At 71.9% G+C, this 25,791-nt stretch carries 32 protein-coding genes; 11 read left to right on the top strand and 21 right to left on the bottom strand.

The window, feature by feature from the left end; all coding sequences use genetic code 11:
• Nucleotides 1–3: 3 nt before the first annotated feature.
• From ABZ321_RS00885 to ABZ321_RS00870, 4 genes are read right to left on the bottom strand one after another with little or no spacing between them, the layout of a single operon-like run.
• Nucleotides 4–393 carry a hypothetical protein gene (locus ABZ321_RS00885; protein ID WP_354888263.1) on the bottom strand — a complete coding sequence of 130 codons (390 nt, stop codon included), beginning with the start codon at nucleotides 391–393 and terminating at the stop codon, nucleotides 4–6.
• Nucleotides 390–1,394, bottom strand: coding sequence for an NADP-dependent oxidoreductase (locus tag ABZ321_RS00880; protein WP_344503057.1), 1,005 nt, complete (start codon nucleotides 1,392–1,394; stop codon nucleotides 390–392). Before ABZ321_RS00880 ends, ABZ321_RS00885 begins: the two co-directional genes overlap by 4 nt.
• Complete coding sequence (locus tag ABZ321_RS00875) at nucleotides 1,391–1,807, bottom strand: organic hydroperoxide resistance protein (RefSeq protein WP_344503056.1); 417 nt, start codon at nucleotides 1,805–1,807, stop codon at nucleotides 1,391–1,393. The genes ABZ321_RS00880 and ABZ321_RS00875 overlap by 4 nt, the downstream gene beginning before the upstream one ends.
• Nucleotides 1,785–2,252 carry a MarR family transcriptional regulator gene (locus tag ABZ321_RS00870; protein WP_344503054.1) on the bottom strand — a complete coding sequence of 156 codons (468 nt, stop codon included), beginning with the start codon at nucleotides 2,250–2,252 and terminating at the stop codon, nucleotides 1,785–1,787. The genes ABZ321_RS00875 and ABZ321_RS00870 overlap by 23 nt, the downstream gene beginning before the upstream one ends.
• A 179-nt stretch (nucleotides 2,253–2,431) precedes the next feature.
• On the opposite strand from ABZ321_RS00870, the gene ABZ321_RS00865 reads away from it, so the two are divergent.
• Nucleotides 2,432–4,546: a ThuA domain-containing protein gene (locus tag ABZ321_RS00865; protein WP_354888259.1), complete on the top strand. Its 2,115-nt coding sequence runs from the start codon at nucleotides 2,432–2,434 to the stop codon at nucleotides 4,544–4,546.
• 17 nt (nucleotides 4,547–4,563) lie between these two features.
• Complete coding sequence (locus ABZ321_RS00860) at nucleotides 4,564–5,130, top strand: DUF998 domain-containing protein (protein WP_344503051.1); 567 nt, start codon at nucleotides 4,564–4,566, stop codon at nucleotides 5,128–5,130.
• Here the strand turns inward: ABZ321_RS00860 and ABZ321_RS00855 are convergent.
• Nucleotides 5,114–6,568, bottom strand: coding sequence for a GMC family oxidoreductase N-terminal domain-containing protein (locus tag ABZ321_RS00855; protein ID WP_354888256.1), 1,455 nt, complete (start codon nucleotides 6,566–6,568; stop codon nucleotides 5,114–5,116). The genes ABZ321_RS00860 and ABZ321_RS00855 overlap by 17 nt on opposite strands.
• A 32-nt stretch (nucleotides 6,569–6,600) precedes the next feature.
• Here ABZ321_RS00855 and ABZ321_RS00850 point away from each other — a divergent pair, with 32 nt between their 5' ends.
• The gene (locus ABZ321_RS00850) at nucleotides 6,601–6,966 is read left to right on the top strand and encodes a VOC family protein (protein ID WP_344503049.1); all 366 of its coding nucleotides are present in this window, start codon (nucleotides 6,601–6,603) and stop codon (nucleotides 6,964–6,966) included.
• Nucleotides 6,967–6,976: 10 nt separating this feature from the next.
• On the opposite strand, the gene ABZ321_RS00845 is transcribed toward ABZ321_RS00850, so the two are convergent.
• Complete coding sequence (locus ABZ321_RS00845; protein WP_354888252.1) at nucleotides 6,977–8,155, bottom strand: hypothetical protein; 1,179 nt, start codon at nucleotides 8,153–8,155, stop codon at nucleotides 6,977–6,979.
• Nucleotides 8,156–8,168: 13 nt separating this feature from the next.
• Nucleotides 8,169–8,582 (bottom strand): hypothetical protein, encoded by a 414-nt coding sequence (locus ABZ321_RS00840; protein WP_354888249.1) that lies wholly within the window; start codon nucleotides 8,580–8,582, stop codon nucleotides 8,169–8,171.
• A gap of 76 nt (nucleotides 8,583–8,658) precedes the next feature.
• Between ABZ321_RS00840 and ABZ321_RS00835 the strand changes: the two genes are divergently transcribed.
• The gene (locus ABZ321_RS00835) at nucleotides 8,659–9,099 is read left to right on the top strand and encodes a cupin domain-containing protein (RefSeq protein WP_344503046.1); all 441 of its coding nucleotides are present in this window, start codon (nucleotides 8,659–8,661) and stop codon (nucleotides 9,097–9,099) included.
• Nucleotides 9,100–9,146: 47 nt separating this feature from the next.
• On the opposite strand, the gene ABZ321_RS00830 is transcribed toward ABZ321_RS00835, so the two are convergent.
• From ABZ321_RS00830 to ABZ321_RS00810, 5 genes are all read right to left on the bottom strand, one after another.
• A complete protein-coding gene (locus ABZ321_RS00830) occupies nucleotides 9,147–9,962 on the bottom strand; it encodes a C40 family peptidase (protein WP_354888245.1) in 816 nt (271 codons plus the stop codon).
• A gap of 287 nt (nucleotides 9,963–10,249) precedes the next feature.
• Nucleotides 10,250–10,717: a YbaK/EbsC family protein gene (locus tag ABZ321_RS00825; protein WP_344503044.1), complete on the bottom strand. Its 468-nt coding sequence runs from the start codon at nucleotides 10,715–10,717 to the stop codon at nucleotides 10,250–10,252.
• A gap of 22 nt (nucleotides 10,718–10,739) precedes the next feature.
• Complete coding sequence (locus ABZ321_RS00820) at nucleotides 10,740–11,609, bottom strand: LLM class flavin-dependent oxidoreductase (protein WP_354888242.1); 870 nt, start codon at nucleotides 11,607–11,609, stop codon at nucleotides 10,740–10,742.
• Entirely contained in the window at nucleotides 11,606–12,151 is a 546-nt protein-coding gene (locus tag ABZ321_RS00815; protein ID WP_354888239.1) for a YdeI/OmpD-associated family protein, read from the bottom strand. Before ABZ321_RS00815 ends, ABZ321_RS00820 begins: the two co-directional genes overlap by 4 nt.
• Complete coding sequence (locus ABZ321_RS00810; protein WP_354888236.1) at nucleotides 12,151–12,537, bottom strand: VOC family protein; 387 nt, start codon at nucleotides 12,535–12,537, stop codon at nucleotides 12,151–12,153. Before ABZ321_RS00810 ends, ABZ321_RS00815 begins: the two co-directional genes overlap by 1 nt.
• A 62-nt stretch (nucleotides 12,538–12,599) precedes the next feature.
• Here ABZ321_RS00810 and ABZ321_RS00805 point away from each other — a divergent pair, with 62 nt between their 5' ends.
• Nucleotides 12,600–13,535: a WYL domain-containing protein gene (locus ABZ321_RS00805; RefSeq protein ID WP_344503039.1), complete on the top strand. Its 936-nt coding sequence runs from the start codon at nucleotides 12,600–12,602 to the stop codon at nucleotides 13,533–13,535.
• A gap of 26 nt (nucleotides 13,536–13,561) precedes the next feature.
• Here the strand turns inward: ABZ321_RS00805 and ABZ321_RS00800 are convergent, their stop codons facing one another.
• A complete protein-coding gene (locus ABZ321_RS00800; RefSeq protein WP_354888233.1) occupies nucleotides 13,562–14,560 on the bottom strand; it encodes a LacI family DNA-binding transcriptional regulator in 999 nt (332 codons plus the stop codon).
• Nucleotides 14,561–14,628: 68 nt separating this feature from the next.
• Between ABZ321_RS00800 and ABZ321_RS00795 the strand changes: the two genes are divergently transcribed.
• A complete protein-coding gene (locus ABZ321_RS00795) occupies nucleotides 14,629–15,747 on the top strand; it encodes a methyltransferase domain-containing protein (RefSeq protein ID WP_354888230.1) in 1,119 nt (372 codons plus the stop codon).
• Nucleotides 15,748–15,989: 242 nt separating this feature from the next.
• Here the strand turns inward: ABZ321_RS00795 and ABZ321_RS00790 are convergent, their stop codons facing one another.
• The 5 genes from ABZ321_RS00790 to ABZ321_RS00770 all read right to left on the bottom strand — a co-directional run bounded on the left by ABZ321_RS00790 (nucleotide 15,990) and on the right by ABZ321_RS00770 (nucleotide 20,114).
• Entirely contained in the window at nucleotides 15,990–16,988 is a 999-nt protein-coding gene (locus ABZ321_RS00790; RefSeq protein WP_354888227.1) for an NAD-dependent epimerase/dehydratase family protein, read from the bottom strand.
• A 149-nt stretch (nucleotides 16,989–17,137) separates the two neighbouring features.
• A complete protein-coding gene (locus ABZ321_RS00785; protein WP_354888224.1) occupies nucleotides 17,138–18,103 on the bottom strand; it encodes a hypothetical protein in 966 nt (321 codons plus the stop codon).
• A gap of 76 nt (nucleotides 18,104–18,179) precedes the next feature.
• Nucleotides 18,180–18,890, bottom strand: coding sequence for a uracil-DNA glycosylase (locus tag ABZ321_RS00780; protein WP_344503034.1), 711 nt, complete (start codon nucleotides 18,888–18,890; stop codon nucleotides 18,180–18,182).
• A 26-nt stretch (nucleotides 18,891–18,916) separates the two neighbouring features.
• Nucleotides 18,917–19,525 (bottom strand): trimeric intracellular cation channel family protein, encoded by a 609-nt coding sequence (locus tag ABZ321_RS00775; RefSeq protein WP_354888221.1) that lies wholly within the window; start codon nucleotides 19,523–19,525, stop codon nucleotides 18,917–18,919.
• Nucleotides 19,526–19,610: 85 nt separating this feature from the next.
• Nucleotides 19,611–20,114: a hypothetical protein gene (locus ABZ321_RS00770; protein WP_354888218.1), complete on the bottom strand. Its 504-nt coding sequence runs from the start codon at nucleotides 20,112–20,114 to the stop codon at nucleotides 19,611–19,613.
• 231 nt (nucleotides 20,115–20,345) lie between these two features.
• Here ABZ321_RS00770 and ABZ321_RS00765 point away from each other — a divergent pair, with 231 nt between their 5' ends.
• A complete protein-coding gene (locus ABZ321_RS00765; protein WP_327005529.1) occupies nucleotides 20,346–20,555 on the top strand; it encodes a hypothetical protein in 210 nt (69 codons plus the stop codon).
• 55 nt (nucleotides 20,556–20,610) lie between these two features.
• Here the strand turns inward: ABZ321_RS00765 and ABZ321_RS00760 are convergent, their stop codons facing one another.
• A complete protein-coding gene (locus ABZ321_RS00760; RefSeq protein WP_344503031.1) occupies nucleotides 20,611–21,099 on the bottom strand; it encodes a hypothetical protein in 489 nt (162 codons plus the stop codon).
• Between the two features lie 109 nt (nucleotides 21,100–21,208).
• On the opposite strand from ABZ321_RS00760, the gene ABZ321_RS00755 reads away from it, so the two are divergent.
• Genes ABZ321_RS00755 through ABZ321_RS00740 form a run of 4 tightly spaced genes read left to right on the top strand, consistent with a single transcriptional unit; the run spans nucleotide 21,209 to nucleotide 23,767 of the window.
• Nucleotides 21,209–21,649 carry a carboxymuconolactone decarboxylase family protein gene (locus ABZ321_RS00755; protein WP_354888213.1) on the top strand — a complete coding sequence of 147 codons (441 nt, stop codon included), beginning with the start codon at nucleotides 21,209–21,211 and terminating at the stop codon, nucleotides 21,647–21,649.
• Complete coding sequence (gene sigJ, locus ABZ321_RS00750; protein WP_344503029.1) at nucleotides 21,601–22,491, top strand: RNA polymerase sigma factor SigJ; 891 nt, start codon at nucleotides 21,601–21,603, stop codon at nucleotides 22,489–22,491. Before ABZ321_RS00755 ends, sigJ begins: the two co-directional genes overlap by 49 nt.
• 5 nt (nucleotides 22,492–22,496) lie before the next feature.
• Nucleotides 22,497–23,012: a SigE family RNA polymerase sigma factor gene (locus tag ABZ321_RS00745; RefSeq protein WP_354888210.1), complete on the top strand. Its 516-nt coding sequence runs from the start codon at nucleotides 22,497–22,499 to the stop codon at nucleotides 23,010–23,012.
• Nucleotides 23,009–23,767 (top strand): hypothetical protein, encoded by a 759-nt coding sequence (locus ABZ321_RS00740; RefSeq protein ID WP_354888207.1) that lies wholly within the window; start codon nucleotides 23,009–23,011, stop codon nucleotides 23,765–23,767. The genes ABZ321_RS00745 and ABZ321_RS00740 overlap by 4 nt, the downstream gene beginning before the upstream one ends.
• 108 nt (nucleotides 23,768–23,875) lie before the next feature.
• Here the strand turns inward: ABZ321_RS00740 and ABZ321_RS00735 are convergent, their stop codons facing one another.
• Nucleotides 23,876–24,820 carry a carbon-nitrogen hydrolase family protein gene (locus tag ABZ321_RS00735; protein ID WP_344503026.1) on the bottom strand — a complete coding sequence of 315 codons (945 nt, stop codon included), beginning with the start codon at nucleotides 24,818–24,820 and terminating at the stop codon, nucleotides 23,876–23,878.
• A complete protein-coding gene (locus ABZ321_RS00730; RefSeq protein WP_354888204.1) occupies nucleotides 24,817–25,668 on the bottom strand; it encodes a class I SAM-dependent methyltransferase in 852 nt (283 codons plus the stop codon). The genes ABZ321_RS00735 and ABZ321_RS00730 overlap by 4 nt, the downstream gene beginning before the upstream one ends.
• Nucleotides 25,669–25,791 lie beyond the last annotated feature (123 nt).

Raw genomic sequence — 25,791 nt, 5'->3', positions numbered from 1 at the left:
CTGCTACTGAGTACGCGATTCCCGGGCCACCTTCAACCCCCACAGGACCAGCGGCACCTGCAGCGGCAGCCGGCCGTAGGCGATCGCGCGGCGGGCCGGCGGCGCCTTGCGCCAGTCGACCGCCATCTTCACGTTGGCCGGGAACACCGCCGCGAAGAAGCCGGCGGCGGCGAGCCCGGCCGCCCGGCGGGTGCGCGGGTGGGCGAGCCCCGCCGCGAGCGCGAGCTCCGCGACCCCGCTCACGAACGTGTAGGTCCGCGGTGACCCGGGCAGCGACCGCGGCACGATCCGGTCGTAGGGCTCCGGATTCAGCAGGTGCGTGACCCCGGCCGCGGCAAGAAGCCCGGCGAGCGCGTACGCGGACCTGCGCGCCGCGACCGAGGACCGACTCACGTGAGCCGGACGATCATCTTGCCCAGGTTCTCGCCGCGGAGCATGCCGAGGAACCCGTCGACGGCGTGGTCGATCCCGTCGACGAACGTCTCCGCGACCTTCACCTTGCCCTCGCGCAGCCAGCCGGACATCTCGTCGACGAACTCCTGCCGCCGCCCCCAGTGGTCCAGCACCAGGAACCCCTGCATGGTGATCCGCTTGCTGATCAGCAGCGTCAGGTTGCGGATGCCGGTGGCGTCGGGGTTGTTGTACTGCGAGATCGCGCCGCAGATCGCGACCCGGCCGTGCAGGTTCATCCGGAAGAGCGCCGCCTCCAGCTGCTCGCCGCCGACGTTGTCGAAGAAGACGTCGATGCCGTCGGGCGTCAGCTGCTTCAGCTGGGTGCGGATCGAGCCGTCCTTGTAGTTGAACGCGGCGTCGAAGCCGAGGTCGTCGACGAGGTAGCGCACCTTCTCCGCCGACCCCGCGGACCCGATCACCAGCCGCGCCCCCCGCAGCCGCGCGATCTGCCCGACCAGGGTGCCGACGGCTCCCGCGGCGCCGGAGACGAAGACCGTCTCGTCGGGCCGCATCCTCGCGACGTCGAGGAGTCCGGCGTACGCCGTGAGCCCCGGCATGCCGAGCACGCCCAGGTACGCCGAGGCGGGCGCGATCGCGGTGTCCACGACCCGCGTGTGCTTCGCGTCGAGCAGCGCGTGCTCGCGCCAGCCGAGCCCGTGCAGCACGCTGTCACCGACGGCGACGTCTGGGCTCTCCGAGGCGATGACGGTGCCGACCGCGCCGCCGTCGAGGGCCGCGTCGACCTGGAACGGTGCCACGTAGGACGGCACGTCGTTCATCCGGCCGCGCATCGCGGGGTCGACCGACATGACGTCGTTGCGCACGAGCACCTGGCCGGGACCGGGCGCGGGCAGCTCCTCGGTGACGAGGCGGAAGTCCTCGGGCGTCGGGAAGCCGGTCGGCCGGGCGGCGAGCTGCCACACCTTGCTGCTGGTCGTCATGCGAGCTCCAGCTTGACGTCGATGTTGCCGCGGGTCGCGTTGGAATACGGGCAGACCTGGTGCGCCGCCTCGACCAGCTGCCACGCGGCGTCCCGCTCGACGCCGGGCAGGGTGACGGTCAGGGTGACGTCGAGCCCGAAGCCGCCGTTGCCGTTGGGTCCGATGCCGACCCGGGCGTTGACCTCGCTGCCGTCGACGGACGCCTTGGCGCGGCGGGCGACGACCCGCAGCGCGCTGTGGAAGCAGGCCGCATAGCCGGCCGCGAACAGCTGCTCGGGGTTGGTCGCGCCGCCGGCGCCGCCCATCTCCTTCGGCACCGCGACGTCCACGTCGATGATGCCGTCGGTGCTGGTGACGTGGCCGTCGCGGCCGTCGCCGGTGGCGGTGACCTCAGCGGTGTACAGGACTGCCATCAGGAGGGCCTCCTTGCAGGTCGGTGAGCGCGCCGGTGAGGCGCACCAGGGTTTCGCGGAGCTCGTCGAGCTCGTCGATGCCGAGCCCGCCCTCGCAGACGAGCCTGCCCGGGACGTCCCGGGCCCGCTCGCGCAGCGCGGCGCCGGCCGCGGTGAGCTGGATGGTGACGGACCGCTCGTCGTCGGCGCGGCGCGCCCGCGTGACGAGGCCGGCCGCCTCCAGGCGCTTGAGCAGCGGCGACAGGGTGCTGGAGTCGAGCCGCAGGGCGGCGCCGATCTCCTTGACGGTCCGCTGGTCCTGCTCCCAGAGCACGAGTAGGACCAGGTACTGCGGGTACGTAATGCCCAGCTCGTCGAGCAGTGGCCGGTATCGCGCGGTGACGGCCCGCGAGGCCGTGTACAGCGCGAAGCAGACCTGCTGGTCGAGTGCCAGAACATCCCTCACGTCCAGAACGGTAGCACGCGATTAAGTCGTGCACGACTTAAGTGACCCATTGACACTTTTGTTTGTCCGGGGCAAAGTTCTGACAGAAGCAACGGAAGGTGCGTTCGGCGCGCTCCTCCCTCCCCGCGATCGCGACGGTCCCGCACAGGCCCGCGATCCATCCGGAAGGAGCACGTCCTGTGCGTATACCTGTTCGGAAACTGATCGCGGCCGCCGCCGTCGCGGCCCTCCTCGCCGCGGGTGGTGCGGCCACCCCCGCGTCCGCCGCCCCGGCGTACAAGGTCCTCGTCTTCTCCAAGACGGCAGGCTTCCGCCACAGCTCGATCCCCAACGGCATCGCCGCCGTCCAGGCCCTCGGCAGCGCGAACAACTTCGCCGTCGACGCGACCGAGGACGCCGCCGCGTTCACGACCGCGAACCTGGCCCAGTACAAGGCGGTCGTGTGGCTGTCGACCACCGGTGACGTGCTCGACGCCACCCAGCAGGCCGCGTTCGAGTCCTACATCCGCGCCGGCGGCGGCTACGTCGGCGTGCACGCCGCGGCCGACACCGAGTACGCCTGGCCCTGGTACGGCAACCTCGTCGGCGCCTGGTTCGCCTCGCACCCGGCGCAGCAGCAGGCGACGATCAGGGTCGAGGACCGCTCGCACGCGGCCACCGCGCACCTGCCGCAGACCTGGACCCGCACCGACGAGTGGTACAACTACCAGACCAACCCCCGCAGCACCGCCAAGGTCCTCATGAGCCTCGACGAGGGCAGCTACAGCGGCGGGTCGATGGCCGGCGACCACCCCATCTCGTGGTGCAAGCAGTTCGACGGCGGCCGCAGCTGGTACACCGGACTCGGCCACACCGAGGCGTCCTACACCGAGGCGAACTTCACCGCCCACCTCCTCGGCGGCATCAAGTGGGCCGCGGGGCAGGTCCAGGCGGACTGCCGCCCCGAGACCGGCTACCAGGCGCTGTTCGACGGCAGTCAGGCGAGCCTCAACCAGTGGCGGCAGGCCGGCCCCGGCGGGTTCACGCTCGCCGACGGCACGCTCACCTCGTTCGGCGGCATGGGGCTGCTCTGGTACCCGGTGAGCCAGTTCTCCAACTACTCGCTGAAGGTCGACTGGCAGATGCCCGGCGACGACAACGGCGGCGTCTTCATCGGCTTCCCCGACCCCAACGGTGACCCGTGGGGCCCGGTCAACGCCGGCCACGAGATCCAGATCGACGCGACCGACGCCGACCCGTCCCGCACCACCGGCAGCGTCTACAGCTTCAAGGCCCCCGACGCCGCCCTGCGCGCCGCCGCCCTCAACCCGCCCGGGCAGTGGAACACCTACGAGGTCGGCGTGCACGGCCAGCGGGTCGAGATCTGGCTCAACGGCGTGAAGATCAACGACTACACGAGCACCCGGGCGATCCAGTCCGGCTACATCGGCGTGCAGAACGACGGCGCCGGCGCCGACATCTTCTACCGCAACATCCGCATCAAGACCGACGGCAGTCAGCCGGCCACCGACATCGCCCGCGGCAAGACCGCGACCGCGTCGTCGGTCGAGCCCAACAGCACGCTCGTCGCGGCGAACGCGGTCGACGGCAACAGCGCGACCCGCTGGGGCAGCGTCCACGCCGACCCGCAGTGGCTGCAGGTCGACCTCGGCGCCTCGTACAACCTCAACCGGGTCCGGATCAACTGGGAGGCCGCCTACGCGAAGGCGTACCAGATCCAGACCTCTCCGGACGGGAACACCTGGACCAACGTCTACACCACGACCACCGGCGACGGCGGCGTGGACGACGTCACCCTCACCGGCACGGGCCGCTACGTCCGCGTGAACCAGACCCAGCGCGGCACGCAGTGGGGCTACTCGATCTGGGATCTCAGCGTGTACGGCACGCCGGCCGGCACCGGTCCGCAGTCGCTGTGCCGCAACTGCCCGGTGACGGTGTCGTCCGTCGAGTCCGGCAGCCCGCACGCCGGCGCCAACGCCGTCGACGGCAACACCGCGACCCGCTGGGGCAGCGCCTACAGCGACCCGCAGTGGATCCGCCTCGACCTCGGCGCCACCCGCACGATCACGCGGGTGCGGCTCAACTGGGAGACGGCGTACGGCAAGGCGTACCAGATCCAGACCTCGCCGGACGGCAACACCTGGACGAACATCTACACCACGACGACCGGCGACGGCGGCATCGACGACGTGACCGTCAACGGCTCCGGCCGCTACCTGCGGGTCAACGGCACCCAGCGCGGCACGCAGTGGGGCTACTCGCTGTGGGAGCTGGAGGCCTTCGGCTCCTGACCCGCCATACTTCGAAGATGCGCGATTCGGTGCGGTGGTCCGCGGTGGTCTCCTCGGCCACCGCACCGGTCCTGCTCATCGGCGGGTGGAGCGTCGCCGCGGCGCTCCAGCCTTCCTTCGACCCGCTCCGCGACACGATCAGCGCCCTGGCCGGCCTCGGCGCCACCGACCGGTGGGTGATGACGGTGGCGCTGCTCGGGGTCGGGATCTGCCACGTCGTCACCGCCCACGGCCTGCGCCCCGTCGCCACGCAGGCCCGGGTCATGCTCGCCGCGGGCGGGGCCGCCACGGTCCTGGTGGCCGCGTTCCCGCTGCCGCGGGCCGGCTCGTCGGGCGCGCACCAGGCAGCGGCGACCATCGCGTTCGCCTGCCTGGCCATCTGGCCGGCCCTGAGCCGCGTCCCGCTCGCGCGGGTGGCCACCGGGGTGCTGGTCACGCTCGTCGTGCTGTTCTCGATCGCCCTCGCCGCCGGTGTACTGGTAGGGCTCGCCGAACGGTTGGCCGCCGGCGCCCAGGCGCTCTGGCCGCTCGCGGCCGTGCTCCTCCTCCGCCGCCGGCGTGTGACGGTCAGCGGGCCTGTGTGATCAGGTCGGCGGCCTTCTCCGCGATCATGTAGACCGGTGCCATGGTGTGGCCCCGGTTGATGACGGGCATCACCGAGGCGTCCACCACCCGCAGGCCGGTCAGCCCGCGCACCCGCAGCGACGGGTCGACGACCGCGTCGTCGCCGGTGCCCATCCGGCAGGTGCCGACCGGGTGGTACAGGGTCTCGGAGTGCCGGCGGATCGAGCCGGCGACGCCGTCGTCGTCCAGGACGCCCGCGTACGGCTCCATCGGCTCGCCGACGTACGGCTTGAGCGCCGCGGACCTCGCGAGGCGTTCGGCGACCCGTACACCCCACACCATCCGCCGCAGGTCGGCCTCCTCGCTGAGGTAGCCGGGCTCGATCACCGGCGGCTCGGCGGCCGTCGGCCCGCTGATCCCGACGGTGCCGCGGCTGCGCGGCTGCAGGAGCACCACCCCGATCGTCAGCCCGTGCGCCGGCGGCGGCACCATCCCGTGCTCGACGAACGGCACCGGCGCGAAGATCAGCTCGATCTCCGGCGGGATCCCGGGGTCGGGCGCGACGAACGCGACCGCCTCCGCGACGTTCGACGACAGCATCCCGGTGCGGCCGAGCAGGTATCTGGCGACGCTGCCGAGCGACTCGGCGGCGAACATCGTGATCGGCTCGGGACAGTGCGCGACCACTCCCGCCGACAGGTGGTCCTGCAGGTTGGCGCCGACGCCGGGCAGCTCGTGCACCGGCTCGACCCCGGCGGCCCGCAGCGCGTCTGGATCGCCGATGCCCGACAGCTGCAGGATCTGCGGCGTGTTCACCGCGCCCGCGCAGAGCAGCACCTCCTTCTTGGCCGTCACCTCGCGGACGGCCCCGGCCGCGTCCTTGTACGCGACGCCGACGACCCGGCGCTGCTGCTGCTGTTGCTGCCTGGCCGCCGCCCCGCTCAGCCGCAGCCGGTCGACCGTCGCACCGGTGCGCACGGTCAGGTTGGGCCGCTTCAGGACGGGCCGCAGGTATGCGTCGGCGGCGCTGAACCGGGCGCCGCGGTGCTGGGTGACGGGCGTGGGGGAGCAGCCACTGTTGTCGGGCCCGTTGAGGTCGGCCGTCGCGGGGATCCCCTCGGCGACGCACGCCTCCAGGAACGCGGCGGTGATCCGGCTCGGGCTGCGCAGCTCCCGAATCCACAGTGGACCGTCCGCGCCGAGCGAGCCTCGCTCCCCGACGCGCCGCTCCACCTTCTGGAAGTACGGCAGCACCTCGGCGTAGGACCAGCCGTCGACCCCCCACCCGTCGTAGTCGGCGGCACAGCCACGGATCCACATCTGCGCGTTGATCGACGTCGACCCACCGAGCGTCCGCCCACGCGGAAGCCCCCGGAAGCGCGAATCAAGGGAACAGCGTCGATCGCATGCCGTTGAAGCATCGCCCGGGGCGGAAGAATCGATCGGGGAACCTGACATGGGGTGGCAGGAATGGGGGTCAGGATGGGGGCATGACTGGATTTGCCACGCTCATCATGGTGAGCATCGATTGTGCCGAGCCGCCGGTGCTGGCGGAGTTCTACAGCGAGATGCTCGGGTGGGAGGTGACGCACACGCAGGCGGAGTACGCGATGGTCAGCGACGGGAAGACGTCGATCGGGTTCGGGCAGATCGGGAGCTACGAGAAGCCGACGTGGCCCGAGGGGCCGGTGCCGAAGCAGTTCCACCTGGACTTCTACGTCGACGATCTCGCGGATGCCGAGGAGCGGGCGGTGAAGCTCGGGGCCACCAGGGCCGAGTTCCAGCCGGCGCCGGAGCGGTACCTGGTGCTCATCGACCCCGCGGGGCACCCGTTCTGCGCCTGCCTGCGGTCGTAGCGCGCGACGGTCAGCGGGTCAGGGTCGAGGACGAGACCGATGGGGGGCGGGCGCCGAGGAAGTAGATGCCGGGGAAACCCTGCGTCTCGAAGCCGGCGCTCGGGTTCTTGCGCAGCGTGGAGCTCTCGATGGACATGGTGCCGGAGCGGTCGTTGCTGACGAAGAAGACGGCGCCGCCGCCCTCGTTGGCCTTGTTCTGCTCGACGAGGGTGCCGGCGAGGCGGACGGTGAACTGGTTGCCGTCGCAGTAGATGGCGCCGCCGCTGCCGCCGCCGGGGGTGCCGGGGCGGGCGGGGTTGGCGCCCTTGCCGGCGGCGGAGTTGTAGGACAGGACGCTGTTGAGCACCACCCAGGACACGCCGATGCTGCTCAGGGCGCCGCCGTTCGCGCAGACGCCGCCCTGGCCGGCGGCGCCGCCGAAGGTGCTGCTCACGATGTAGACGGGCTGGTTGTGGTACTGGCTGAGCACCCGGATCGCGGCGCCGCCGAGGTCCGGGCCGGTCTGGTCGCAGCGGTTGCGGACGAAGCGGGCGTTGACGACCTTGAACCGGCCGCCGCGGACGAAGATCGCGCCGCCTCCGCCGCCCTCCGTGGTGTCGCCGGTGGAGTTGCCGTCGGCGAAGGTCAGGTTCTGCACGGTCAGCGACGGGTGGTCCTGGTCCTGGCAGTGCGAGGTGGTCCAGCCCTGGTTCTTGTCGCACGTGTTCATGTAGAGGATGCGCCGCTTGCCCTCGCCGCTGAGGGTGACCTTGCCGCCGCCGTCGAGCACGATCTTCGCGCCCTGCACGTTCTTGATCTTCGCGGTGGCCTTCATCGTGATCGTGACGGGCTGCGGGCCGCAGTTGAACGTGATGACCCCGCCGGCGCCGACCGCCGACACGACCGCCTCGGACGTGCAGCTCGCGGGGGTGCCGTTGCCGATGACGCGGGTGGGTTTCGACGTGTCGGCGGCGCGGGCCTCCGCCGGGACCGTGGCCCGGCCGTTCGGGTTGCCGTTCGCCTGCGGGGGCGGCGGCGCGGCGGAGGTGCTGCTGGGTGCGCTTGACGTCGCCGGTACCGACGACGCCGCCGCGACCGGGGAAGAAGGCGTGGGCGAAGCGGGAGCGGCGACATTGCGGGGCGACCCGCCGCACCCGGCGAGGGCGAGAACGACCGTCGTCAGTGCCGCTGCCAGGGCGCGTCGTCGCATCCGGCGATCCTACTCAGCCGAGACCGCGCTCCCAGTCCACGGCGGCGGCCTCCAGGGCCTGCGGGTCGAGGTCGAGCGTGATCGGGTAGTCGTACGTGCGCATCCGCTCCTCGCCGAGCCAGGGCGGCGCCGCGGCCAGGGAGAACCCGACCGTGACCCGCGGCTGGAGATGGTCGTGCTCCTCGAGCGTGAAGGTCAGGCCCGGCGACGCGAACGCCAGCCGGTCCGGCAGCTCCAGCCGCCCCTTCGCGGCCCGCAGGAGCCACTGGCCGAGCCCCGCCGCCTCCGCCCCGGTCAGGCAGGCGTCGCGGAAGGTCCACGCCCGCCCGTCGCCGGCGTCGACGACCCCCTCGACGACGAGCAGCTCGCCGGTGCGGTCCGCCACGCTGAGCGCGACGGAGACACCGCCGGGTCCTTCCAGCAGCATGCGATCAGCATCGCAAAGCGGGGCGCGCCGGCGCACCGGACGTTCGGGCGGACCGCAGGCCCGCTACGGTGGCGAAATGACGACGCGACCACGACTGGCGGAGCTGCTGGACATGGCGCCGCACCCGGAGGGCGGCTGGTTCCGGGAGACCTGGCGCTCGCCGGTGGCGTTCTCGCCGGAGGGGTACGACGGGCCGCGCAACGCGGCGACCGCGATCTACTTCCTGCTGCACCCGGGCGAGGAGTCGGCGTGGCACGTGGTCCGCTCCGACGAGCTGTGGTTCTGGCACTCGGGCGGCCCCCTCGCGCTGCGGCTGGGCGGCTCCGGCGAAGCGCCCGGCGAGGGCCCGACCACGCTCCTGGGCGGTGATGTCGCGGCGGGGCAGCGCCCGCAGGTGCTGATCCCCGCCGGCGTCTGGCAGGCCGCCGCCCCGACCGGCACCGAGCCGGTCCTGGTCAGCTGTGTCGTCGCCCCGGGCTTCGACTTCGCCGACTTCCGCCTGCACGACAAGGCCTGACGGTCCACATCGGACTGTGATGGTGTCCGATGTGGACCGTCCCGGCGTCAGGCGACCCGGCGGGCGAAGCTGAACGCGTAGACCGGCGAGAGCTTCACGCCGCCGCGTTCGGTGGAGGCGTGCACCATCCGGCCGCCGCCGACGTAGATGCCGACGTGCCCGGAGGCCGGGAACACCAGGTCGCCGGGGCGCAGCTCGCCGCGCCCGACCGGCCGGCCGACCCTGGCGAGCCCTCCGGTCTGGTGCGGCAGCGAGATGCCGATCCGCTGGAACGCGGCGGCGACGAGGCCCGAGCAGTCGAACCGGTCGGGGCCGGCCGACCCGAACCCGTAGCCCTTGCCGACCTGGGCGAGCGCGAACCCGACCACCCCGCCGCCGGCTGCCGGCGCCCAGCTGGGGGGCGCCCACGTGGAGGCGTCAGTGGCCCTCGGGGGGCGACGGGTCACCGGCGGGCGCTGCCGGCCCGGTCCGGTGCGCGGCGCGGTCGAAGCCCGGGTCCGCGGTGCCGGCCGGCTCCGGCTGGCCGGCCGCTGCCGGGTGACCGCCCCCGCGACGGTCACCGCCTCGGCCCGCGCCGTCGCGGAAGACCCCGCGGCGGCGTCAGCGGCGGCCTGCGCCGCGGCGGCCTGCTGGGCGAGCCGCGCCCGCTGGGCGTCCCGGCTCGCGGCACGCACCTCGCGGAGCTCGGCGCGGGCATCGGTCGTGCCGCCCTCGTAGTACCAGACGGACCTGACACCGACCGGTGGCATCGTCGTGCTGATCCGTGCGGCCGGCGACGTGTCGGCTGGGGCGCCGTGGGCCGGCGCGCTCCCGGCCACCCCGCACAGCACCACGCAGAGCGCGGTGCCGAGGTTGATGCGCAATGTGCGTGCCGTCCTGCGGGGACGGCGTAACGGATGTGTGGACAGTGCGACTCCCCGCTCGGCCCGGGGCTCTCCTGCGCTCTCCGGCTGCCCTGCCGTCACGGAGTCGTCACGGTCGGGCGGTGCCTCCCAGCGGTCGGAACCGCCAGGACGCGTGTGCCGGAAACCCGGGCAATGATGGTTGCCAGTGCCACATTCCCACAGATCACGAAGAAGTCTGGCATTTTGCGCAAATTGCTATTGGCGCGCGCTTTCCGCTCGTACCGACGGGAAATAGCGCGAATCGATCAGGCTTCCGGCTCGGAGACGTCGGCGACCGCCGCCCCCAGCGCCTCGATCGCGGCACCGGCGTCGACGGCCAGCGCCACGCCGTGCCGGCCGGCGCCGAGCGTGATCTCCCGCCCGAGGATCCGCTCGTCGGCGACCACCGGCCAGGCCGTCGACGAGCCGAACGGCGTGATCGTCCCGCGCTCGTAACCGGTCGCGTCGCGGGCGGTCGCGGCGTCCGGCATCGACAGCCGGTTGACGCCGAGGAGGGCGCGCAGCTTCGGCCACGAGATGACCCGGTCGCCGGGCACCAGCACGAACCGGTAGTCCCCGTCGCCGACCCGCACCACGATCGTCTTCACGACGTCCGGCACCTCGACCCCGCGCGCCGCCGCGGCCTCGGCGAGGCTGCGCACCGGACCGTGCTCGACGATCCGGAACGCGATCCCACTCGCCTCTGCCGCCGCGACGGCTGGATTCTCGGCCATGCTCGCCACGGTACCGCCGGAGCTACGCCACCAGCGGCCGCACCCGCTCCGCCACGAACCGCATGAACCCCTCCGGATCCGGGTCGTCGGGCGTCGGCTGGAGGACCACGGTGTCGGCACCGGCGTCCGCCCACCGCGCGACGGCGTCGGCGACGGCGTGCGCGTCCCCGGCGACGGTCACGTCCTGCCCGTCGTGGTAGCCCCAGCGCACCCGCTCCGCAGCCATCCGCGCCTCGGCGTCGTCGCCGGTCGCGGCGTGCAGGTAGACGACGACGGGGTGCGGATCCGTGCGGCCCGCCGCCTGCCGCCCCTCGTCGATGTGCTGCCGCGCCGCCCGGACCGCTTCGACGCCGGTGCCGCCGGTGAGGATCGTGCCGTCGGCGAGCTCCCCGGCGAGCCGCAGCGTGCGCTGCCCGGTGGCGCCCACGTAGACGGGCGCACCGGAAGGCGGCCAGTCGAGCGCGACGCCGTCGAGGTGGACGTACCGGCCGTCGACGGTGATCCGCTCACCGGCGAGCAGACCGCGCAGCGCCGTCACGTACTCGCGCAGCAGCGTGATCGGCGACTCGGCCCGCGCGCCGACCTGCGCCATCCAGTCCTGCACGCCGTGCCCGACGCCGATGATGGCCCGGCCCGGGAACAGCCGGTACAGCGTCGCCAGCTCCATCGCGGTCACCGCCACGTTGCGGAACGGCACGGGCAGCAGCCCCACCGCGATCCGCACCCGCTCCGACCAGGCGAGCGCCGCCGCGGCGGTCGCGACCCCGCTCTCCAGGAAACAGTCCTCCCACAACCACAGCTCTTCCAGGCCGCTCTCGTCGGCGGCACGGACCACGGACCGCAGCCGCTCCGGCGGAAGCTGCGGCACGAACACGGCACCCAGCGTCGTCATGCGGACAATGCTGCCAGGATCGCCCGCACCCTGGCGGCCCGACCGGCGGCGGTGCGCAGCTTCACCAGGTTGAGGATCAGCCCGTACCGCTCGGTCGCCGGCAACGCGTCGAACCGCTCCTTCGCCCGCTCGTCGCCGCCCAGCGCCTCGGCGAGGTCGGGCGGCACGGTGGCGTTGCGCTGCGACGGGTACGCCGCGGCCCACCGCCCGTCGGCCCGCGCCCTCTCGACCTCGGTCAGCCCGGCGGGCCGCATCCTGCCGGCCGCCGTCAACGCCTCGACCTTCGCCACGTTGACCTGTGACCAGGTGCTGCGGGGGCGGCGCGGCACGTACCGCTGCAGGAAATGCCGATCATCGAAGCTCTTGCGCTGCCCGTCGATCCACCCGAAGCACAGCGCGACGTCCAGGGCCTCCTGCACGGAGATGCTGGTGATCCCGCTGCCCTTCTTGCCGACGAGGATCCAGATCTCGCCATCTTGGCCGTGGTACGACTCGAGCCACCGCTCGAACGCCGCCGTGTCGGCGAACAGGACCGGTTCCATCAGGCCATCTCCAGGTAGTGCCGGTTGTGCATGATCGCGACGATGTTGCCGAACGGGTCGGTGACCGCGGCGGTGACGAAGCCCGGCCCGCGCTCGGTGACCGGCTGCAGCGGCGCCGCCCCCAGCGCGAGCAGCCGTTGCAGGGTTCCGTCGAGGTCGTCGACGTGCCAGTACATGAACGCACCCGCGGGCGTGCCGGTGTCGTGCGGCGCGTACCGGCTGTCGACGATGCCGAACTCGGCCTGCCGGTCGCCGACGCGGAACTCGGCGTAGCCGGGCCGCTCGAAGTACGGCTCGACGCCGAACAGCTCCGCGTACCACCGCTTGGCCGCGTCATGGTCCTCGGCGAACACGTTCAGCGTCGCGAAACCCCGGAATGTCGTCATGTGAAGCACGCTATCGGGCATTGCGGAAAGGTACGTTCCGCAATGTCTGACAGACTTGGCCGATGCTGGAGACCTCGGCGCGGCTGCTGCGGCTGCTGTCGCTGCTGCAGAGCCGGCGGGACTGGTCGGGCGCGGCCCTCGCCGAGCGGCTCGCCGTCACCACCCGCACCGTGCGCAACGACATCGAGCGGCTGCGCAGCCTCGGGTACCACATCGACTCCAGCACCGGGATCACCGGCGGCTACCGGCTCGGGGCGGGTGCCGCGACGCCGCCGCTGCTGCTCGACGACGAGGAGGCCGTCGCGGTCGCGGTCGGGCTGCGCGCGGCGGCCGCCGGGTCCGTCACCGGGCTGGAGGACCCGGCGCTGCGGGCGCTGATCAAGCTCGAGCAGACGCTGCCGCCGCGGCTGCGCCGCCGGGTCGACGCGCTGCGGTCCGCGACGGTCTCCGCGGCCGGCGGCGGGCCGACGGTCGACGCGTCGCTGCTCACCGCGCTCGCCGCGGCGACCCGGGACCACGAGCGGATCAGCTTCGACTACAAGGACCGGCGCCGCCGCGCGGAGCCGCACCGGCTCGTCTACACCGGCCGGCGCTGGTACCTGCTCGCGTGGGACCTCGACCGCGCGGACTGGCGCACGTTCCGGGCGGACCTCGTGGCGCTGCACCCGCCGACGGGCGTCCGGTTCGAGCCCCGCGACCCGCCCGGCGGCGACGCCGTCGCCCACGTGATGCGAGGGGTGTCGTCGGCGGCGTGGCGGGTGCCGGCCCGGGTGCGGGTGCACGCGCCGATCGCGGCGGTGACGGCGCGCCTGGCGTCGACGGCCGGGGTGCTGACCCCGACCGGCGAGGCCACCTGCGAGCTGGAGACCGGCGCCGACAAGCTCATGGACCTGGCCGGGTTCCTGGGCACGATCGGCTTCCCCTTCACCGTGCTCGACCCGCCGGAGCTGCGCGACCTGCTCCGCGACCTCGCCGCCCGCTATCAGGCGGCTTTATAGCCGCCGTTCAGCTTCATAGCCGCCGTTCAGTGGACGGCCGTCGTGGACCGTTCGATCAGGCGGGTCGGGAGGATCACGCGCCGGGCGGGGCCGTCGTCGCCCTCCAGGCGGGCGAGCAGCAGGCGCGCCGCGTGCCGGCCCATCTCCTCCGGGTCGTGCGCGACCACCGTCACCCCGAGCACGTCACCGAGGTCCAGCTCGTCGAACCCGATCAGCGCCTTGTCCCGGTTGCCGCTCGCGCGCAACGCCCGCAGCGCACCCGTCGTGATCCGGTTGTTGGTGGTGAACACGGCCGTCGGCGCCGGGTCGCGGGCGAGCAGCGAGTGCACGGCGCGCTCGGCCTTGTCGACGTCGTGCGCGTCCTCCAGGAGGTAGTCGCGCCAGCCGGTGATCCCGGCGGCCTCCATCGCCTCCGCGAACCCCTCGACCCGGTCCTGGTGCGTGGTGAGCCGCGACAGATCCCCGACGATGCCGATCCGCCGGTGCCCGCGCTCCAGGAGGTGCTCGGCGGCGCTCTTCGCCCCGCCCCGGTTGTCGAGCAGCACCGCGTCCGCAGTCAGGTCCACCGGTGGCCGGTCCACGAACACGAACGGGCTCCCGTGCCGCCGCTCAGCCGCCAGATGCCCGTGCTCCGCCATCGTCGAGACGACGACGAGCCCCCTGACCCTGCGCTCCAGCAGCGAGTCCGTCAGCCGCCGCTCCCACTCCGGGTTCTCGTCGGTGCTGGCGGTGATCAGCTGCAGCCCGTGCATGCGCAGCTCCCGCTCCAGCCCGCTGGCGAGCCGCGAGTAGAACGGGTTCGCCAGGTCCCCGCTCAGCAGCCCCACCAGCGTCGAGGTGTTGCCGCCGCGCCGCAGCTCCCGGGCGGTGCGGTTCAGCCGGTACCCCAGCTCGTCCGCCGCGTTCTGCACCCGCGCCTTGGTCTCGACCGCGACATACCCCTCGCCGCTCAACGCCCGCGACGCCGTCTTGACCGACACACCCGACAACGCCGCCACCTGTGCGAGGCTCGGCCGGCTACTCATCGCTGGATTATGGCAGCCTTCCGCCGCCCGCTCGCACACTGTTGCCGTCGCCGCCTACCGTGACGCTCATGGCGCACGAGCTGTGGGCGAAGGGCGACGCCTACGAGGCGTACGTGGGCCGCTGGAGCCGCCCCATCGCCGCCCGCTTCCTGACCTGGCTGGCCGTCCCACCCGGCCGCCGCTGGCTCGACGCCGGCTGCGGCACCGGCGCCCTCACCGGCACCATCCTCACCACCGCCAGCCCCGCACAGCTCACCGGCCTCGACCCGTCGACCGCCTTCCTCACAACAGCCTCGTCCCGCCTCACACCCCCGCCCGCCACCAGGACGACAAGTCCAGACCCGGCCGCGCCGCGGTCCGGTTCGGTCGCCGGCGCGGACCTGGGCCTTGCCGGTTCGAGCACCGCCTCGGGGGCGGGTCCGGACGTCGATTTGGGCACGGGCACGGTTTCGGGCGCTGCCTTGAATTCTGCTGGCTCAGGGCCCGGTGGGGGTTCGAACACTGCCCTGGGCCTTGCCGGCGCGGGGGCGCGACCGGGCGTTGCCTCAAGCGCCGGCGCGGGTCCGGAGGCGGCCTTTGGTCATCCCGGCGCGGGGTCGGGTTCGGGGGCTGTCCCGGGCGTCGGCGCGGGCGTCGCCCCAGGTGCGCGGTTCGTCGCGGGGGACGCTCAAGCGCTGCCGCTGGCGGACGCGGCCGTCGACGTCGTCGTCAGCGGCCTCGCCCTCAACTTCGTGCCGTCGCCCGCGGCGGCCGTCGCCGAGTTCGCCAGGGTGACAGCGCCTGGCGGGACCGTCGCGGCGTACGTCTGGGACTACGCCGACGGCATGGCCATGATGCGCTACTTCTGGGAAGCCGCCGCGACCCTCGACCCGGCCGCCGCCGAGCTCGACGAGGGCCGCCGCATGTCCATCTGCTCCCCGGCCGCCCTCAGCACCCTGTGGTCCGCCGCCGGCCTGACCGCCGTCACGACCCGCCCGATCGACACCACCGCGGTCTTCGCCGACTTCGACGACTACTGGACCCCGTTCCTCGGCGGCACCGGTCCGGCGCCCAGCTACGTCGCCTCCCTCCCCACCGACCACCGCGACGCCCTGCGCGATCTGCTCCGCGTCCGCCTCCCGCACACCGCCGACGGTTCGATCCCCCTACTGGCCCGCGCTCTGGCCATCCGCGGCACCACTACCTGAAACCCCCGCCCACGGCAGCTTCACCGGCCCCGGCGCGCGGACAGCCACCGCGTCACCCCCCACGCTCTACGGCACCACCGTCTGACAGAAGCCTTCATCAACACGGCAGACGAACCCGTCAACGCCGACGCCTTCGCCCGGCGCTGATGGCGGCGACCGTCGGACCAGCGGACGGTCGCTCTGCGCAGGTCGTGGCACGGCGGCTCCCGTACCGACGCCGCCGACGCCAGACCGAGGGCTGGTCAGGACGTGTGTAAGCGCCATTCGGTGAGGAGGGTGGTCTCCTGGTCGGCGGTGAGGCGCTCGGACGGGGGTGGGAGCGGGTCGAGCAGGGCCGACTCGTAGGTCTCGCGGATCGTCTGGCGCAGCGGGCGGGGGGACAGGCCCGCCGCGAACGCCGCCGACGGGTCCGCGGCGTCCAGGGCCGCCTCGGCGTCGAACGGGTGCCACAACGGCAGGCGCTCCTCGTCGATGCCGCGCGTACGGAGGAAGTCGGCGTCGACCCAGGTCAGCGTCGTCCCGGGCGGCCCGACCTCGGCGAGCATCGCCTCCAGCAGCCGCTCGAACGAGAACGGCGGGGCGGGACTCACCGCATGGAACACGCCGCCGCCGGGGCGGTCCAGCAGGCGGATCGTCCAGTCGGCCATGTCGCGGGCGTCGATGACCTGGATCGCCGCGTCCCGCGGGCCGGGCGCGAGGACCTCGCCGCCGCGGGCGACCCGCTCGACCCACCACGTGAACCGCGACAGGTGGTCGTGCGGGCCCACCACGTACGTCGGCCGGATGATCACCGTCGAGGTCCCGAACCGCTCCTCGGCGACGCGTTCGCACGCGGCCTTCAGCGGCCCGTAGGTCTCGTTGGTGATCTCCTCGACGGTCGGGTCGTCGAGCTTGAGCAGCGGCGAGTCCTCGGCGAACCCGGGCCCCGCGGGCACGTCGTAGACCGACACGCTGGAGATGTACACATAGCGCCCGCCGCGCTCCCCGATCGCGTCGGCGAGCCCGTGCACCTGCCGCGGCAGATAGGCACTGACGTCGATCGTCGCGTCCCAGCCCTCGTGCCCCGCGAAGAGCCCGTCGGGCAGCGCGTTACGGTCGGCGTGCAGATGGGTGGCCGCCGGGAAGAGGTCGGCGCCGGTCTGTCCCCGGTGCACGAGCGTGACGTCATGACCCGCCGCGAGCGCGGCTTCGGTGATGTGCCGCCCCACGAACCTGGTGCCCCCGACGATCAGGATCCGCATACCCACCAGCTTAGTGGCGCATCCCGACCCCGTCCGCCACCGTCACCGTGAGGTCGCAATCCCTGCACATTCCGTCAACACCAACGGATCCTCCAGCTTTGGTTGCGAGCCGCCGCCGACCTGGAGGTGCCGGCGCCACTATGACGAACTCAGCCGGCGAACTCGTCGCCCAGCTCTTGGATCTTTTCGGCACCGACGGCGCGCTGAAGCCATGTGTCCAGTTGCGCGTCCTCATCACAGCCGGCGATGAGCGCGCGGTGCTCATCGCTGACCGCCACGCCTCGGGTGCGCAGCACCATCAGCAGCGCCTCGGCCTTTCCTCTGAACATTCCCTCATACAATCCTTCAATAATTCCTTCGGCCTTTCCTTCGGTCTTTCCTTGGGCCCGTCCTTCAATCAATCCCTCGGCCCTTCCTTCCACTCTGCCTGAGTTGAAGAAACCTTTGGCAAAGTCACTTCTGTACTGATGGCCCGTGGTGGTCATGAAATCCTCCAGGAGGCGCTGGGCTGCCGGCGGCAGCCCAGAAAGTACCAGCTCATAGTACAGCCTGGCGTGGTCAAGATCGATTTTATCGAAGGCATGGAGCATGGCGCCGAAGATGGGTTGCGGGTCTGGCCGGGTGCCGTGAGCGAGAGCCGACAGGATCGTCAGCTCGGGGTGGCGCCGGGCGGAATCGGTGTCGGTGACGACGGGCACCTGGGCGGGGCCGAGTGAAACCGGTGTCACCACGGACCCCGGTGGGCCTATCGCGATCGGCGCCACCGACCAGTCGGCGACGGCTTGATCGGGACACAGCACCAGCAATGCGACCGGGCAGTGCAGCCGCGCATACAGCGTCGCGACATATGCCGGCCAGCTGTGCAGTTTTCGGTTGTCCTTGCGGAGCTGAACCTCGATCACGACGGCGAGCACCGTCTTGTGCTCGTCGTTGAGGGTCACCACCGCATCCGCCCGGTATTCGGTCGGGATCACGTCGGTGAGATCACTCGGGGAGAGTCGTGCCTCGGTGAATTCGGGCACCGGGACGTGCAGCTGGCCGTCGAGGATTTCGGCGGCCAGCACAGGTCTGACCCGGAACATCTCGATGAGGGTCTCGTGAAGATGCGTCGGCATGCCGCGGGACTCTATCGAAGAATCTTACTTTCCGCTAATCCGCTGATCACGCTGCGTATGGACCTGAGGACCTGGGTCATGAAGGGCGGGGCATTGACGGGGACCAGCGGATGGGTTGGGTGCCGGTCGCGGTGAGTGCGGCGTTGATCCGGCTGAACGGGCGGCTGCCCAGGAAGCCGGTCGGGTTCATCGGGCTGGGGTGGCCTGCCCGCAGGACGACGTGGCGGTCGTTCGTCACCAGGTGGGCCTTGGCCTTGGCCGCCGCGCCCCAGAGGACGAAGACGACGCGGTCGGTCTTGGCGTTCAGGGCCTGGATCGTGGCGTCGGTGACGTTCTCCCAGCCGCGGCCCTTGTGGGAGTTGGACGTGCCGGCGCGGACGGTCAGGACGGCGTTGAGGAGCATGACGCCCTGGCGGCACCAGGGGGTGAGGTCGCCGGAAGGGGGTGGGGTGACGCCCAGGTCATCGCGCATTTCGCGGTACACGTTCTCCAGCGACGGCGGGACCCGGACGCCCTGCGGCACGCTGAAGCTCAGGCCGTGCGCCTGGCCCGGCTTGATGTACGGGTCCTGGCCGAGGATGAGCACCCGGGTCGACGCGAGCGGGCTCAGCCGGTACGCGGCGTAGATGTCCTGCTTGCGGGGGTACACCGGGCCAGTCTTGTACTCCTCGACGACGAACGACGACAGTGCCGCGACGGCGGTGGGGTCGACGTACGGCGTGACCGCCTCGCGCCAGTCGTCGGGCATGAAGTCCAGCAGGTACACAGGCTTCGCCGATGCGTTCATGGCCGGCAATCTATCGCCAGGCCGCGTCAGGAGGCGGTCGGGGCGGACCAGTTGCGGCGGAGGGAGACCATGCGCAGGACGAAGACGAGGACCGCGGCGAGGGCGATGCTCACCGGGCGCTGTGCGTGCAGGGCGTCCAGGGCGGCGACCGAGACGCAGCCGAGCAGGCCGGCGACGGCGTAGATCTCGCGGCGCAGGACGGTGGGGATCTCGCCGGTGAGCAGGTCGCGGATGAGGCCGCCGCCGATGCCGGTGATCATGCCGATGATGCAGGCGCCGAGGGGTGGGATGCCGGCGTCGAGGGCCTTGAGGGTGCCGGTGACGGTGAAGAGGCCCAGGCCGGCGGCGTCGAGGACGAGGACGGTCCAGTGCAGGCGGCTGACGGCCGGGTGGAGCCAGAACGTGGCCGCGGAGGTGACGGCGGCGACGGCCGCGTAGCGCCAGTCGACGAAGGCGAACGGCTGCACGTTGATGAACACGTCGCGCATGATGCCGCCGCCGAGGGCCGCCACGAAGCCGACGAACACGACGCCGAACAGGTCCAGCCGTTTCGCCACGCCGGCGGTCGCGCCCGAGGCGGCGAACACGGCGATGCCGACGAGGTCGACGACGAGCAGCGGACTGAGCTCCGACACGGTTGTGCTCCAGCGGTACAGGCAAACAAGAACGGGCGCGGGTGCCGGTCAGCACCGCGCCCGTCCTGTATACGGCACAGCGGGTTCAGATGTTGTTGATGATCGCCATGCTGGTCTCGTGCTGCATGGCCATCATGTCGGAGACGGCCGCGGCGTCGTAGTAGCCGCCGGTGCTCGAACCGGTGTCGGCGGCGGTGTCGTCGGTGTCGTCCGCGCTGCCGGAGACGGTGCCCTCGGCGGTGTTCATGCCGCCGCTGACGTCGCCGTCGAGGTTGCCGCCCGAGCCGTCGTAGTCGGCGTTGTCGTACTGGGCGATGTCGCCGTCCAGGTTGCCGCCTTCGCCGTCGTAGTCGGCGGTGTCGGCCACGTCGCCGGCGGTCAGGTCGGTGTACTCGTCGGTCAGGGCGTTGTAGGACTTCTCGTAGACGCCGTTGCCGTCCTCGTCGAGGGCGGCGAAGTCGGCCTGCCCGTCGCCGTCGAGGTCGCCGACGATGACGTTGGCGCCGTCCTCGGTCGTGTAGATGACGGCCTGGTCCTCGACGCCGTCGCCGTCGAGGTCGGCGCTGAACGGGGTGTAGTCGTCGCTCATATCTGGTGGCTCCTTCAAATGCTGTTCGGGTGGATCAGCTCAAACGATCAGTTCAAACGATCAGTGCAACGAGAGGAACCGTACGAGCAGGCCGGGGCCCTTGACTCCCCTATTGCTGCCAACCGGACAGCAGTGAGGATCACCTGGGACGGGTTTGCGTCACAGGGGGCACGGGGTATCCAACCGTCGATTCGAAGTAGACGAGTACGTCGGATAGATGGAGGCACTCCCGTGGGCAGAGGATCCGGAATCGGCGGGGTCATCCTCGTCATCTGGCTGATCATCGGTGTCATCGCGGCCGGTCAGCGCGGCTACTTCGACAGCGAGGACACGAACTGCGCGAAGACCGGCACGATCCTCGTGACGATCGTCGCCGGCCCGCTGAACTACCTCGGCGTCAACCCCAAGATCAACTGCGACCTGCCCGAACCCTCGAAGTAGGCAAGCCCCCGATCGGGGCCGGCGTTCGCCGGCTCCGATCGCCGCACAGCGAAACCTACAGATCGTGGGTCTGGGACCGCTCGATCTCGGTGAACGCGGCCTGCAGGTACCGCGGAAACGACCGCCGCTGGAGCAGGTCGGCGAGCAGCAGCGGGGCGTGCCGCGCCAGGGCCTGCGGTGACGGGCGGCCCTCGCCGTCGTTGTCGTCCTGGACGCCGAGCGCGCCGACGAGCAGCACCACCATCACCTGCGGGTCGACCTCCTGCCACTCGGCCGCGGACCGCACCGCCCGCTCCAGCGCGGCGCGCACGTCGTCGCCGTCGAGCCCGTCGGGGTGCAGGTCCTCCAGCAGCGCGCGGACGACGACGCCGAGGACGAGCCCGGACTGCTCCGGATCGAGGCCGGCGAGCTGCTCGACCGCCGCGTCGAACGCCTCCTTGTCACGCGCCTGGGCGGCCTCGACGGCGGCGGTGGCGGCGGTCGCGATGGCCCGGGCCGGCGGCGGCAGGTGTCGCCAGCCTGACGGGGTGCGGGTGGTGTCCACACCGTCCGACCCTAGTGCCTGCACGATCGGCCGCCGGTCGTGGAGGTGGCAGTGGCGCAGGACACAGGCGCGGCTGTCACGAACGCCCGGGCGGAGCCGTCATCTCACCATGAAGCAACGAATGTCGCTCAGCGAGATCAACCCCGACGCGTACCAGGCCGTCCTCGGACTCGAGAAGTACATCAGGGCACACGTCGACCCGGCACTGCTCCACCTGCTCAAGCTCCGTGCGTCGATCCTGAACGGCTGCTCCTTCTGCGTGGACATGCACTCCACGGAGGCGCTCGCCGAGGGCGAGGACAGCCGGAAGCTGTTCGCCGTCTCGGCGTGGCGGGAGGGCCCGTTCTTCGACGAGAAGGAGCGGGCCGCGCTCGACCTCACCGACCACGTCACCCGGCTGGGTGAGCACGGCGTCCCGGACGAGGTGTGGGACACGGCCGTGGAGCACTACGGCACCCAGGGGGTTGCCGACCTCCTCATGGTCATTGCGACGATCAACGTGTGGAACCGACTCGCCGTGTCGACCAGGACCCAGCCGCCGACGACGTGAGCGAGGAGTTCCTCGCGCACCGGCGGATGCTGCTCGGGATGGCCTACCGGCTGCTCGGGACGCTGTACGACGCCGAGGACGTCCTCCAGGAGGCGTACCTGCGCTGGACGCGCGCGGACAGGTCCGAGGTCGCCGAGCCGCGCCGCTACCTGACCAGGGTGGTGGCGCGGCTCGCCGTCGACGCGCTCCGGGCCAGGCAGGCGCGCCGGGAGGACTACATCGGCACCTGGCTGCCGGAGCCGCTCAGGACCGGGGACCACCAGCAGAGCCTGATCGACACCGAGGACCTGTCGATGGCGATGCTGCACCTGATGGAGCGCCTGACCCCGCCGCAGCGGGCCGTCTACGTGCTGCGCAACGCGTTCGAGCTGCCGTACGCCGAGATCGCCGGCATCCTCGACCGCACCGAGGACGACTGCCGCCAGCTGCACCGCCGGGCCGCCGCCGCGCTCGCCGGGCGGGCCAGGTTCAGCACCGACCCGGCCGAGCACGCGAGGCTCCTCGAAGGGTTCGTGGCCGCCGCCCGTACCGGCGACGTCGAACGCCTCGAAGCGCTCCTCCACGAAGACGTCGTGGCGTGGAACGACGGCGGCGGCAAGGTCCGCACCGGACCCAACCCGATCCGCGGCCGGGCCAAGGTGGTGCGCTTCTTCACCGCCGTGATGCGCAGGCACGACCCGAGCACCACGAGGACCGGGGTCAACGGCGGCGCCGCGCTGCTGGTCGAGGCCAACTACCGGTACACCATGTGCCTCTGCGTCGTCGACGGCAAGATCCACGACCTGTTCCGGGTCGCCAATCCCGCGAAGCTCTCAACCTTCGACGCCCAGGGCTCGTACTAAGGGGTATGCGCGACTTCGACGACTTCGCCACGGCGGCGACCCAGCCGCTGCTCCGGCTCGGCTGGCTGCTGACCGGCGACGCCGAACAGGCGCAGGACCTCGCCCAGCAGACGCTGATCCGCACCTACGGCGCCTGGCACCGGGTCAGGCACGACGACGCGCTCAGCTACGCGCGGCGGGTCATGGTCAACCTGCACACGGACTGGCTGCGCCGGCGGCCGTGGCGGGAGCAGGCGCGCGCCGAGGTGCCCGACACCGGCGCGCACGACGGCGGGCACGGCGCCGTCGAGGACCGGGCCGCGCTCGTCGCGGCGCTGCAGTCGCTGACCCGGCGGGAGCGGGCCGCGATCGTGCTCCGCTACTACGTCGACCTGTCGGAGCAGCAGACGGCGCAGACCCTCGGCGTCAGCGTCGGCACGGTCAAGTCGGTCTGCTCGCGCGCCCTCGCCAAGCTGCGCACCAGCCCGGCGCTGCGCGGGGAACACCCCCTCGTCCGAACGGCTCAGGGAGAGCACGCATGAACACAGAGTTGGAGCTCGGCGAGCGGCTCACCGACGCCGCCGCGGCCGCACCGGACCAGCTGGGGGTCAGCGTCGATGAGCTGCGCCGCCGGGGCGCGCGGCGGCAGCGGACCCGGATCGCGGTCACGTCGGCGACGGTCATCCTCGTCGTCGCCGCGGGCGCTCTTATCGGCATTTCCGGCGTCGGTACAGGCAGCGCCGGCGACGACGGCATGACCACGGTCGGCGCCCCGCCCACGGCTTCCCCGTCCGCCGAGCCGGTCCAGGGCGACGAGGCAGGCGACCCGGCGATCCAGCCGACGGCGACGATCGACACCGGCGAGGCCTTCGACGACGGCACGCTGACGTTCTGGTTCGCGGTGCGCCAGAACCGGTTCCTCCAGGCGGTCGGGCGGCGCACGACGGACGGGAAGCTCAGCCTGTACGGCGTCACCAACGACCCCGACGTGACCGGCGCCGGCCCGGGCGACCCCGGGTTCCACGCCGGTTGGGAGTTCGGCAACGGACAGGACCGGTTCCTCACCGGCTACGTCGTCGGCGACGCCGCCAAGGTCACCCTCACGGTCGACGGGACACCCCGCGAGGCGAGGACCGCCGCCTGGACCGGCAACCCCACCGTCCACGTCTGGTGGGTCCGGGCGCCCGAGGTCCCGGGTGCGCCCTACCAGCAGGCCCAGGTCCGCGACCTGACCGCCTTCGACGCGAACGGCAAGGCCCTGGCCACGCACAAGGAAGGCGGCGTCGGAGTCGGCTGACGCTAACGCGCTCCCGAGATGACGTGCAGCTCGCAGGGGCCGACGAACCCGTCCGGGTCGTCGGGGTCCGCCGGAGACCCGGGGTGTGTCACCAGACCTCGATCGGGTTCAGCTGACCGTGTTGACTGCTGGCTTCGGCCGGGTGTCGACGGTGAGGCTGAAGATGTCGGGTCGGTGGTAGTGGCCGGTCGGGTCGAAGAGCCGGCGGGACTCGGTCACCTGTGACAGGTCGATCGTCGCGGTGAGGATCCCCTCCTGGTGGCGTAGCGGCCCGGCGACCACCTGCCCGTTGGGGTCGCAGATCACGCTGTTGCCGGGCTCGATCCAGTCGCCGTCGCCAGGCTCGGGGGCGGGTGCGATCCGCTCCCGGTCGGGCAGACCGGGCGGGATCTGGTCGACTCGCAGGCAGGGGTTCACGCCGACGACCCATACCCGGCCCTCGCGGGCGATGTGCCGCATGGTTGCCACCCAGCCGTCGCCGCGGGCGAGTGTCGGGGCCAGCCAGACGTCCACGCCCTGCGCGTACTGGTGGAACCGGGCCAGGGGCATGTAGTTCTCCCAGCAGATGAGTCCGCCCAGCCGGCCGAGCGGCGTCGGCACGACGTCCAGCGTCGAGCCGTCCCCCTGGCCCCATACGGTGCGTTCGGATCCGGTGGGCATGAGCTTGCGGTGCTTGCGCAGCAGCCGGCCGTCAGCGCCGAAGTAGAGAACGGTGTTGTAGATGGTGGCGCCGTACGGCTCGCGCTCCTGTACGCCGATGACCAGGTGGACCCGGTGGCGTCGCGCGATCGTGCCGAGCGTCGCGGTCACCGGGCCGGGCACGATGACGGCTTGCTCGACGAGTCTCGCGTACCACGGGCCATCGCCGTCCCAGATCGGTCGGCCGTCGATCCACAGCGGAGTTCCGGGGATGAAGGCCTCCGGAAGCACCACCAGCTCGGCGCCCAGCTCCGCGGCTTCGGCAACCAGCTCGGCGACGCGCGCCAGGGTCGCGTCCCGGTCGAGCAGCACGTAGGCGGCCTGGACGGCGGCCACGGTGAAGGAGCCGTTCATCGTGACCCCGAGATGACGTGCAGCTCGCAGGGGCCGACGAACCCATCCTCGGTCTCGTACTCCCGCAGCGCCGCCTCGATGTCGGCCCAGACCCGCTCGCGTTCATCCTCCTCGACCCCCGACAACATCTGATGCAGCGCCCCGAACGACTCGCGTTCGAACCGCAGACAGTCACCGGCCGACGGCAGCAGCAGCGGCGCGTCCATGGTCTCGACCTGCACGTCACGGAACCCGGCGTCGGCCAACGCGTCCCGCGCTGACGCCGGGTCGGCCAGACTGAACGGCCCAGGCTGACCGGGTAACGGCGCGGGAAGCCCGGCCCGGCTGCGGATCAACGCCGCCGGCACCGAGAAGAACCGGTTGCGTTCAGCGGTCGAGTAGACGACGGCCGCGAATCGGCCGCCCTCGCGCAGTGTGGACCGGATCCCGCGCAGCGCCTTGCCCCGGTCGGGGAAGTAGATGACCCCCAGCCGCGAGATCGCCGCGTCGAACTCCCCGGACCACCGGCCGCCGATCTCCTCCCCGTCAACCTCGAGCGTGGAGACCTGCCGCAGACCGTTCTCGTCCGCGGCCCGCTGCGCGTACGCCAGGATCGCCGGCGACACGTCGGTGACCACCACACTGCCGTCCGCCCCGGTCCGCCGCGCCGCGACCATCGACTGCCCACCGGCACCACCCGCCACGTCGAGCACCCGCGACCCGCGACCGACGCCGGCAGCGTCGAGCATCACCTCCGTCGCCGCGCCGAGCCACTCTTCCAGGGTCGGCCCCCAGCGATGCCAGGCTTCCGCGGCGTCCTGCCACTGCTGCCTCGTCGTCGCCTTGTACGCAACCGCGTCGAACGTCATGGTTCCTCCTCAGGTCGGCAGCGCTGAGCTGCTGTGACGTCAGTGTGGTCCCGGGCACCGCCCACCACATCCGTGTCCACCACGGATCCGGTCCCGGTGGTGTGGCACCGTGCTGGCCAAGGG

Origin of the sequence: Dactylosporangium sp. NPDC006015, assembly GCF_040614215.1 — a bacterium.
In the GTDB taxonomy this organism is placed as follows: domain Bacteria; phylum Actinomycetota; class Actinomycetes; order Mycobacteriales; family Micromonosporaceae; genus Dactylosporangium; species Dactylosporangium maewongense.
This window is presented reverse-complemented; position numbering and strand designations above follow the sequence as displayed.

Excerpts from the sequence above, each read along its gene's own strand:
- ABZ321_RS00755 (WP_354888213.1), top strand. The coding sequence starts at position 21,209 with ATGAAGCAACGAATGTCGCTCAGCGAGATCAACCCCGACGCGTACCAG.
- ABZ321_RS00815 (WP_354888239.1), bottom strand. The coding sequence starts at position 12,151 with ATGGAACCGGTCCTGTTCGCCGACACGGCGGCGTTCGAGCGGTGGCTC.
- ABZ321_RS00805 (WP_344503039.1), top strand. The coding sequence starts at position 12,600 with ATGCTGGAGACCTCGGCGCGGCTGCTGCGGCTGCTGTCGCTGCTGCAG.
- ABZ321_RS00835 (WP_344503046.1), top strand. The coding sequence starts at position 8,659 with ATGACGACGCGACCACGACTGGCGGAGCTGCTGGACATGGCGCCGCAC.
- ABZ321_RS00820 (WP_354888242.1), bottom strand. The coding sequence starts at position 11,609 with ATGACGACGCTGGGTGCCGTGTTCGTGCCGCAGCTTCCGCCGGAGCGG.
- ABZ321_RS00735 (WP_344503026.1), bottom strand. The coding sequence starts at position 24,820 with ATGAACGGCTCCTTCACCGTGGCCGCCGTCCAGGCCGCCTACGTGCTG.
- ABZ321_RS00800 (WP_354888233.1), bottom strand. The coding sequence starts at position 14,560 with ATGAGTAGCCGGCCGAGCCTCGCACAGGTGGCGGCGTTGTCGGGTGTG.
- ABZ321_RS00740 (WP_354888207.1), top strand. The coding sequence starts at position 23,009 with ATGAACACAGAGTTGGAGCTCGGCGAGCGGCTCACCGACGCCGCCGCG.
- ABZ321_RS00855 (WP_354888256.1), bottom strand. The coding sequence starts at position 6,568 with ATGTCAGGTTCCCCGATCGATTCTTCCGCCCCGGGCGATGCTTCAACG.
- ABZ321_RS00880 (WP_344503057.1), bottom strand. The coding sequence starts at position 1,394 with ATGACGACCAGCAGCAAGGTGTGGCAGCTCGCCGCCCGGCCGACCGGC.
- ABZ321_RS00730 (WP_354888204.1), bottom strand. The coding sequence starts at position 25,668 with ATGACGTTCGACGCGGTTGCGTACAAGGCGACGACGAGGCAGCAGTGG.
- ABZ321_RS00780 (WP_344503034.1), bottom strand. The coding sequence starts at position 18,890 with ATGAACGCATCGGCGAAGCCTGTGTACCTGCTGGACTTCATGCCCGAC.
- ABZ321_RS00790 (WP_354888227.1), bottom strand. The coding sequence starts at position 16,988 with ATGCGGATCCTGATCGTCGGGGGCACCAGGTTCGTGGGGCGGCACATC.
- ABZ321_RS00810 (WP_354888236.1), bottom strand. The coding sequence starts at position 12,537 with ATGACGACATTCCGGGGTTTCGCGACGCTGAACGTGTTCGCCGAGGAC.
- ABZ321_RS00785 (WP_354888224.1), bottom strand. The coding sequence starts at position 18,103 with ATGCCGACGCATCTTCACGAGACCCTCATCGAGATGTTCCGGGTCAGA.
- ABZ321_RS00840 (WP_354888249.1), bottom strand. The coding sequence starts at position 8,582 with ATGCTGCTGGAAGGACCCGGCGGTGTCTCCGTCGCGCTCAGCGTGGCG.
- ABZ321_RS00825 (WP_344503044.1), bottom strand. The coding sequence starts at position 10,717 with ATGGCCGAGAATCCAGCCGTCGCGGCGGCAGAGGCGAGTGGGATCGCG.
- ABZ321_RS00860 (WP_344503051.1), top strand. The coding sequence starts at position 4,564 with ATGCGCGATTCGGTGCGGTGGTCCGCGGTGGTCTCCTCGGCCACCGCA.
- ABZ321_RS00875 (WP_344503056.1), bottom strand. The coding sequence starts at position 1,807 with ATGGCAGTCCTGTACACCGCTGAGGTCACCGCCACCGGCGACGGCCGC.
- ABZ321_RS00850 (WP_344503049.1), top strand. The coding sequence starts at position 6,601 with ATGACTGGATTTGCCACGCTCATCATGGTGAGCATCGATTGTGCCGAG.
- ABZ321_RS00745 (WP_354888210.1), top strand. The coding sequence starts at position 22,497 with ATGCGCGACTTCGACGACTTCGCCACGGCGGCGACCCAGCCGCTGCTC.
- ABZ321_RS00770 (WP_354888218.1), bottom strand. The coding sequence starts at position 20,114 with ATGAGCGACGACTACACCCCGTTCAGCGCCGACCTCGACGGCGACGGC.
- ABZ321_RS00795 (WP_354888230.1), top strand. The coding sequence starts at position 14,629 with ATGGCGCACGAGCTGTGGGCGAAGGGCGACGCCTACGAGGCGTACGTG.
- ABZ321_RS00845 (WP_354888252.1), bottom strand. The coding sequence starts at position 8,155 with ATGCGACGACGCGCCCTGGCAGCGGCACTGACGACGGTCGTTCTCGCC.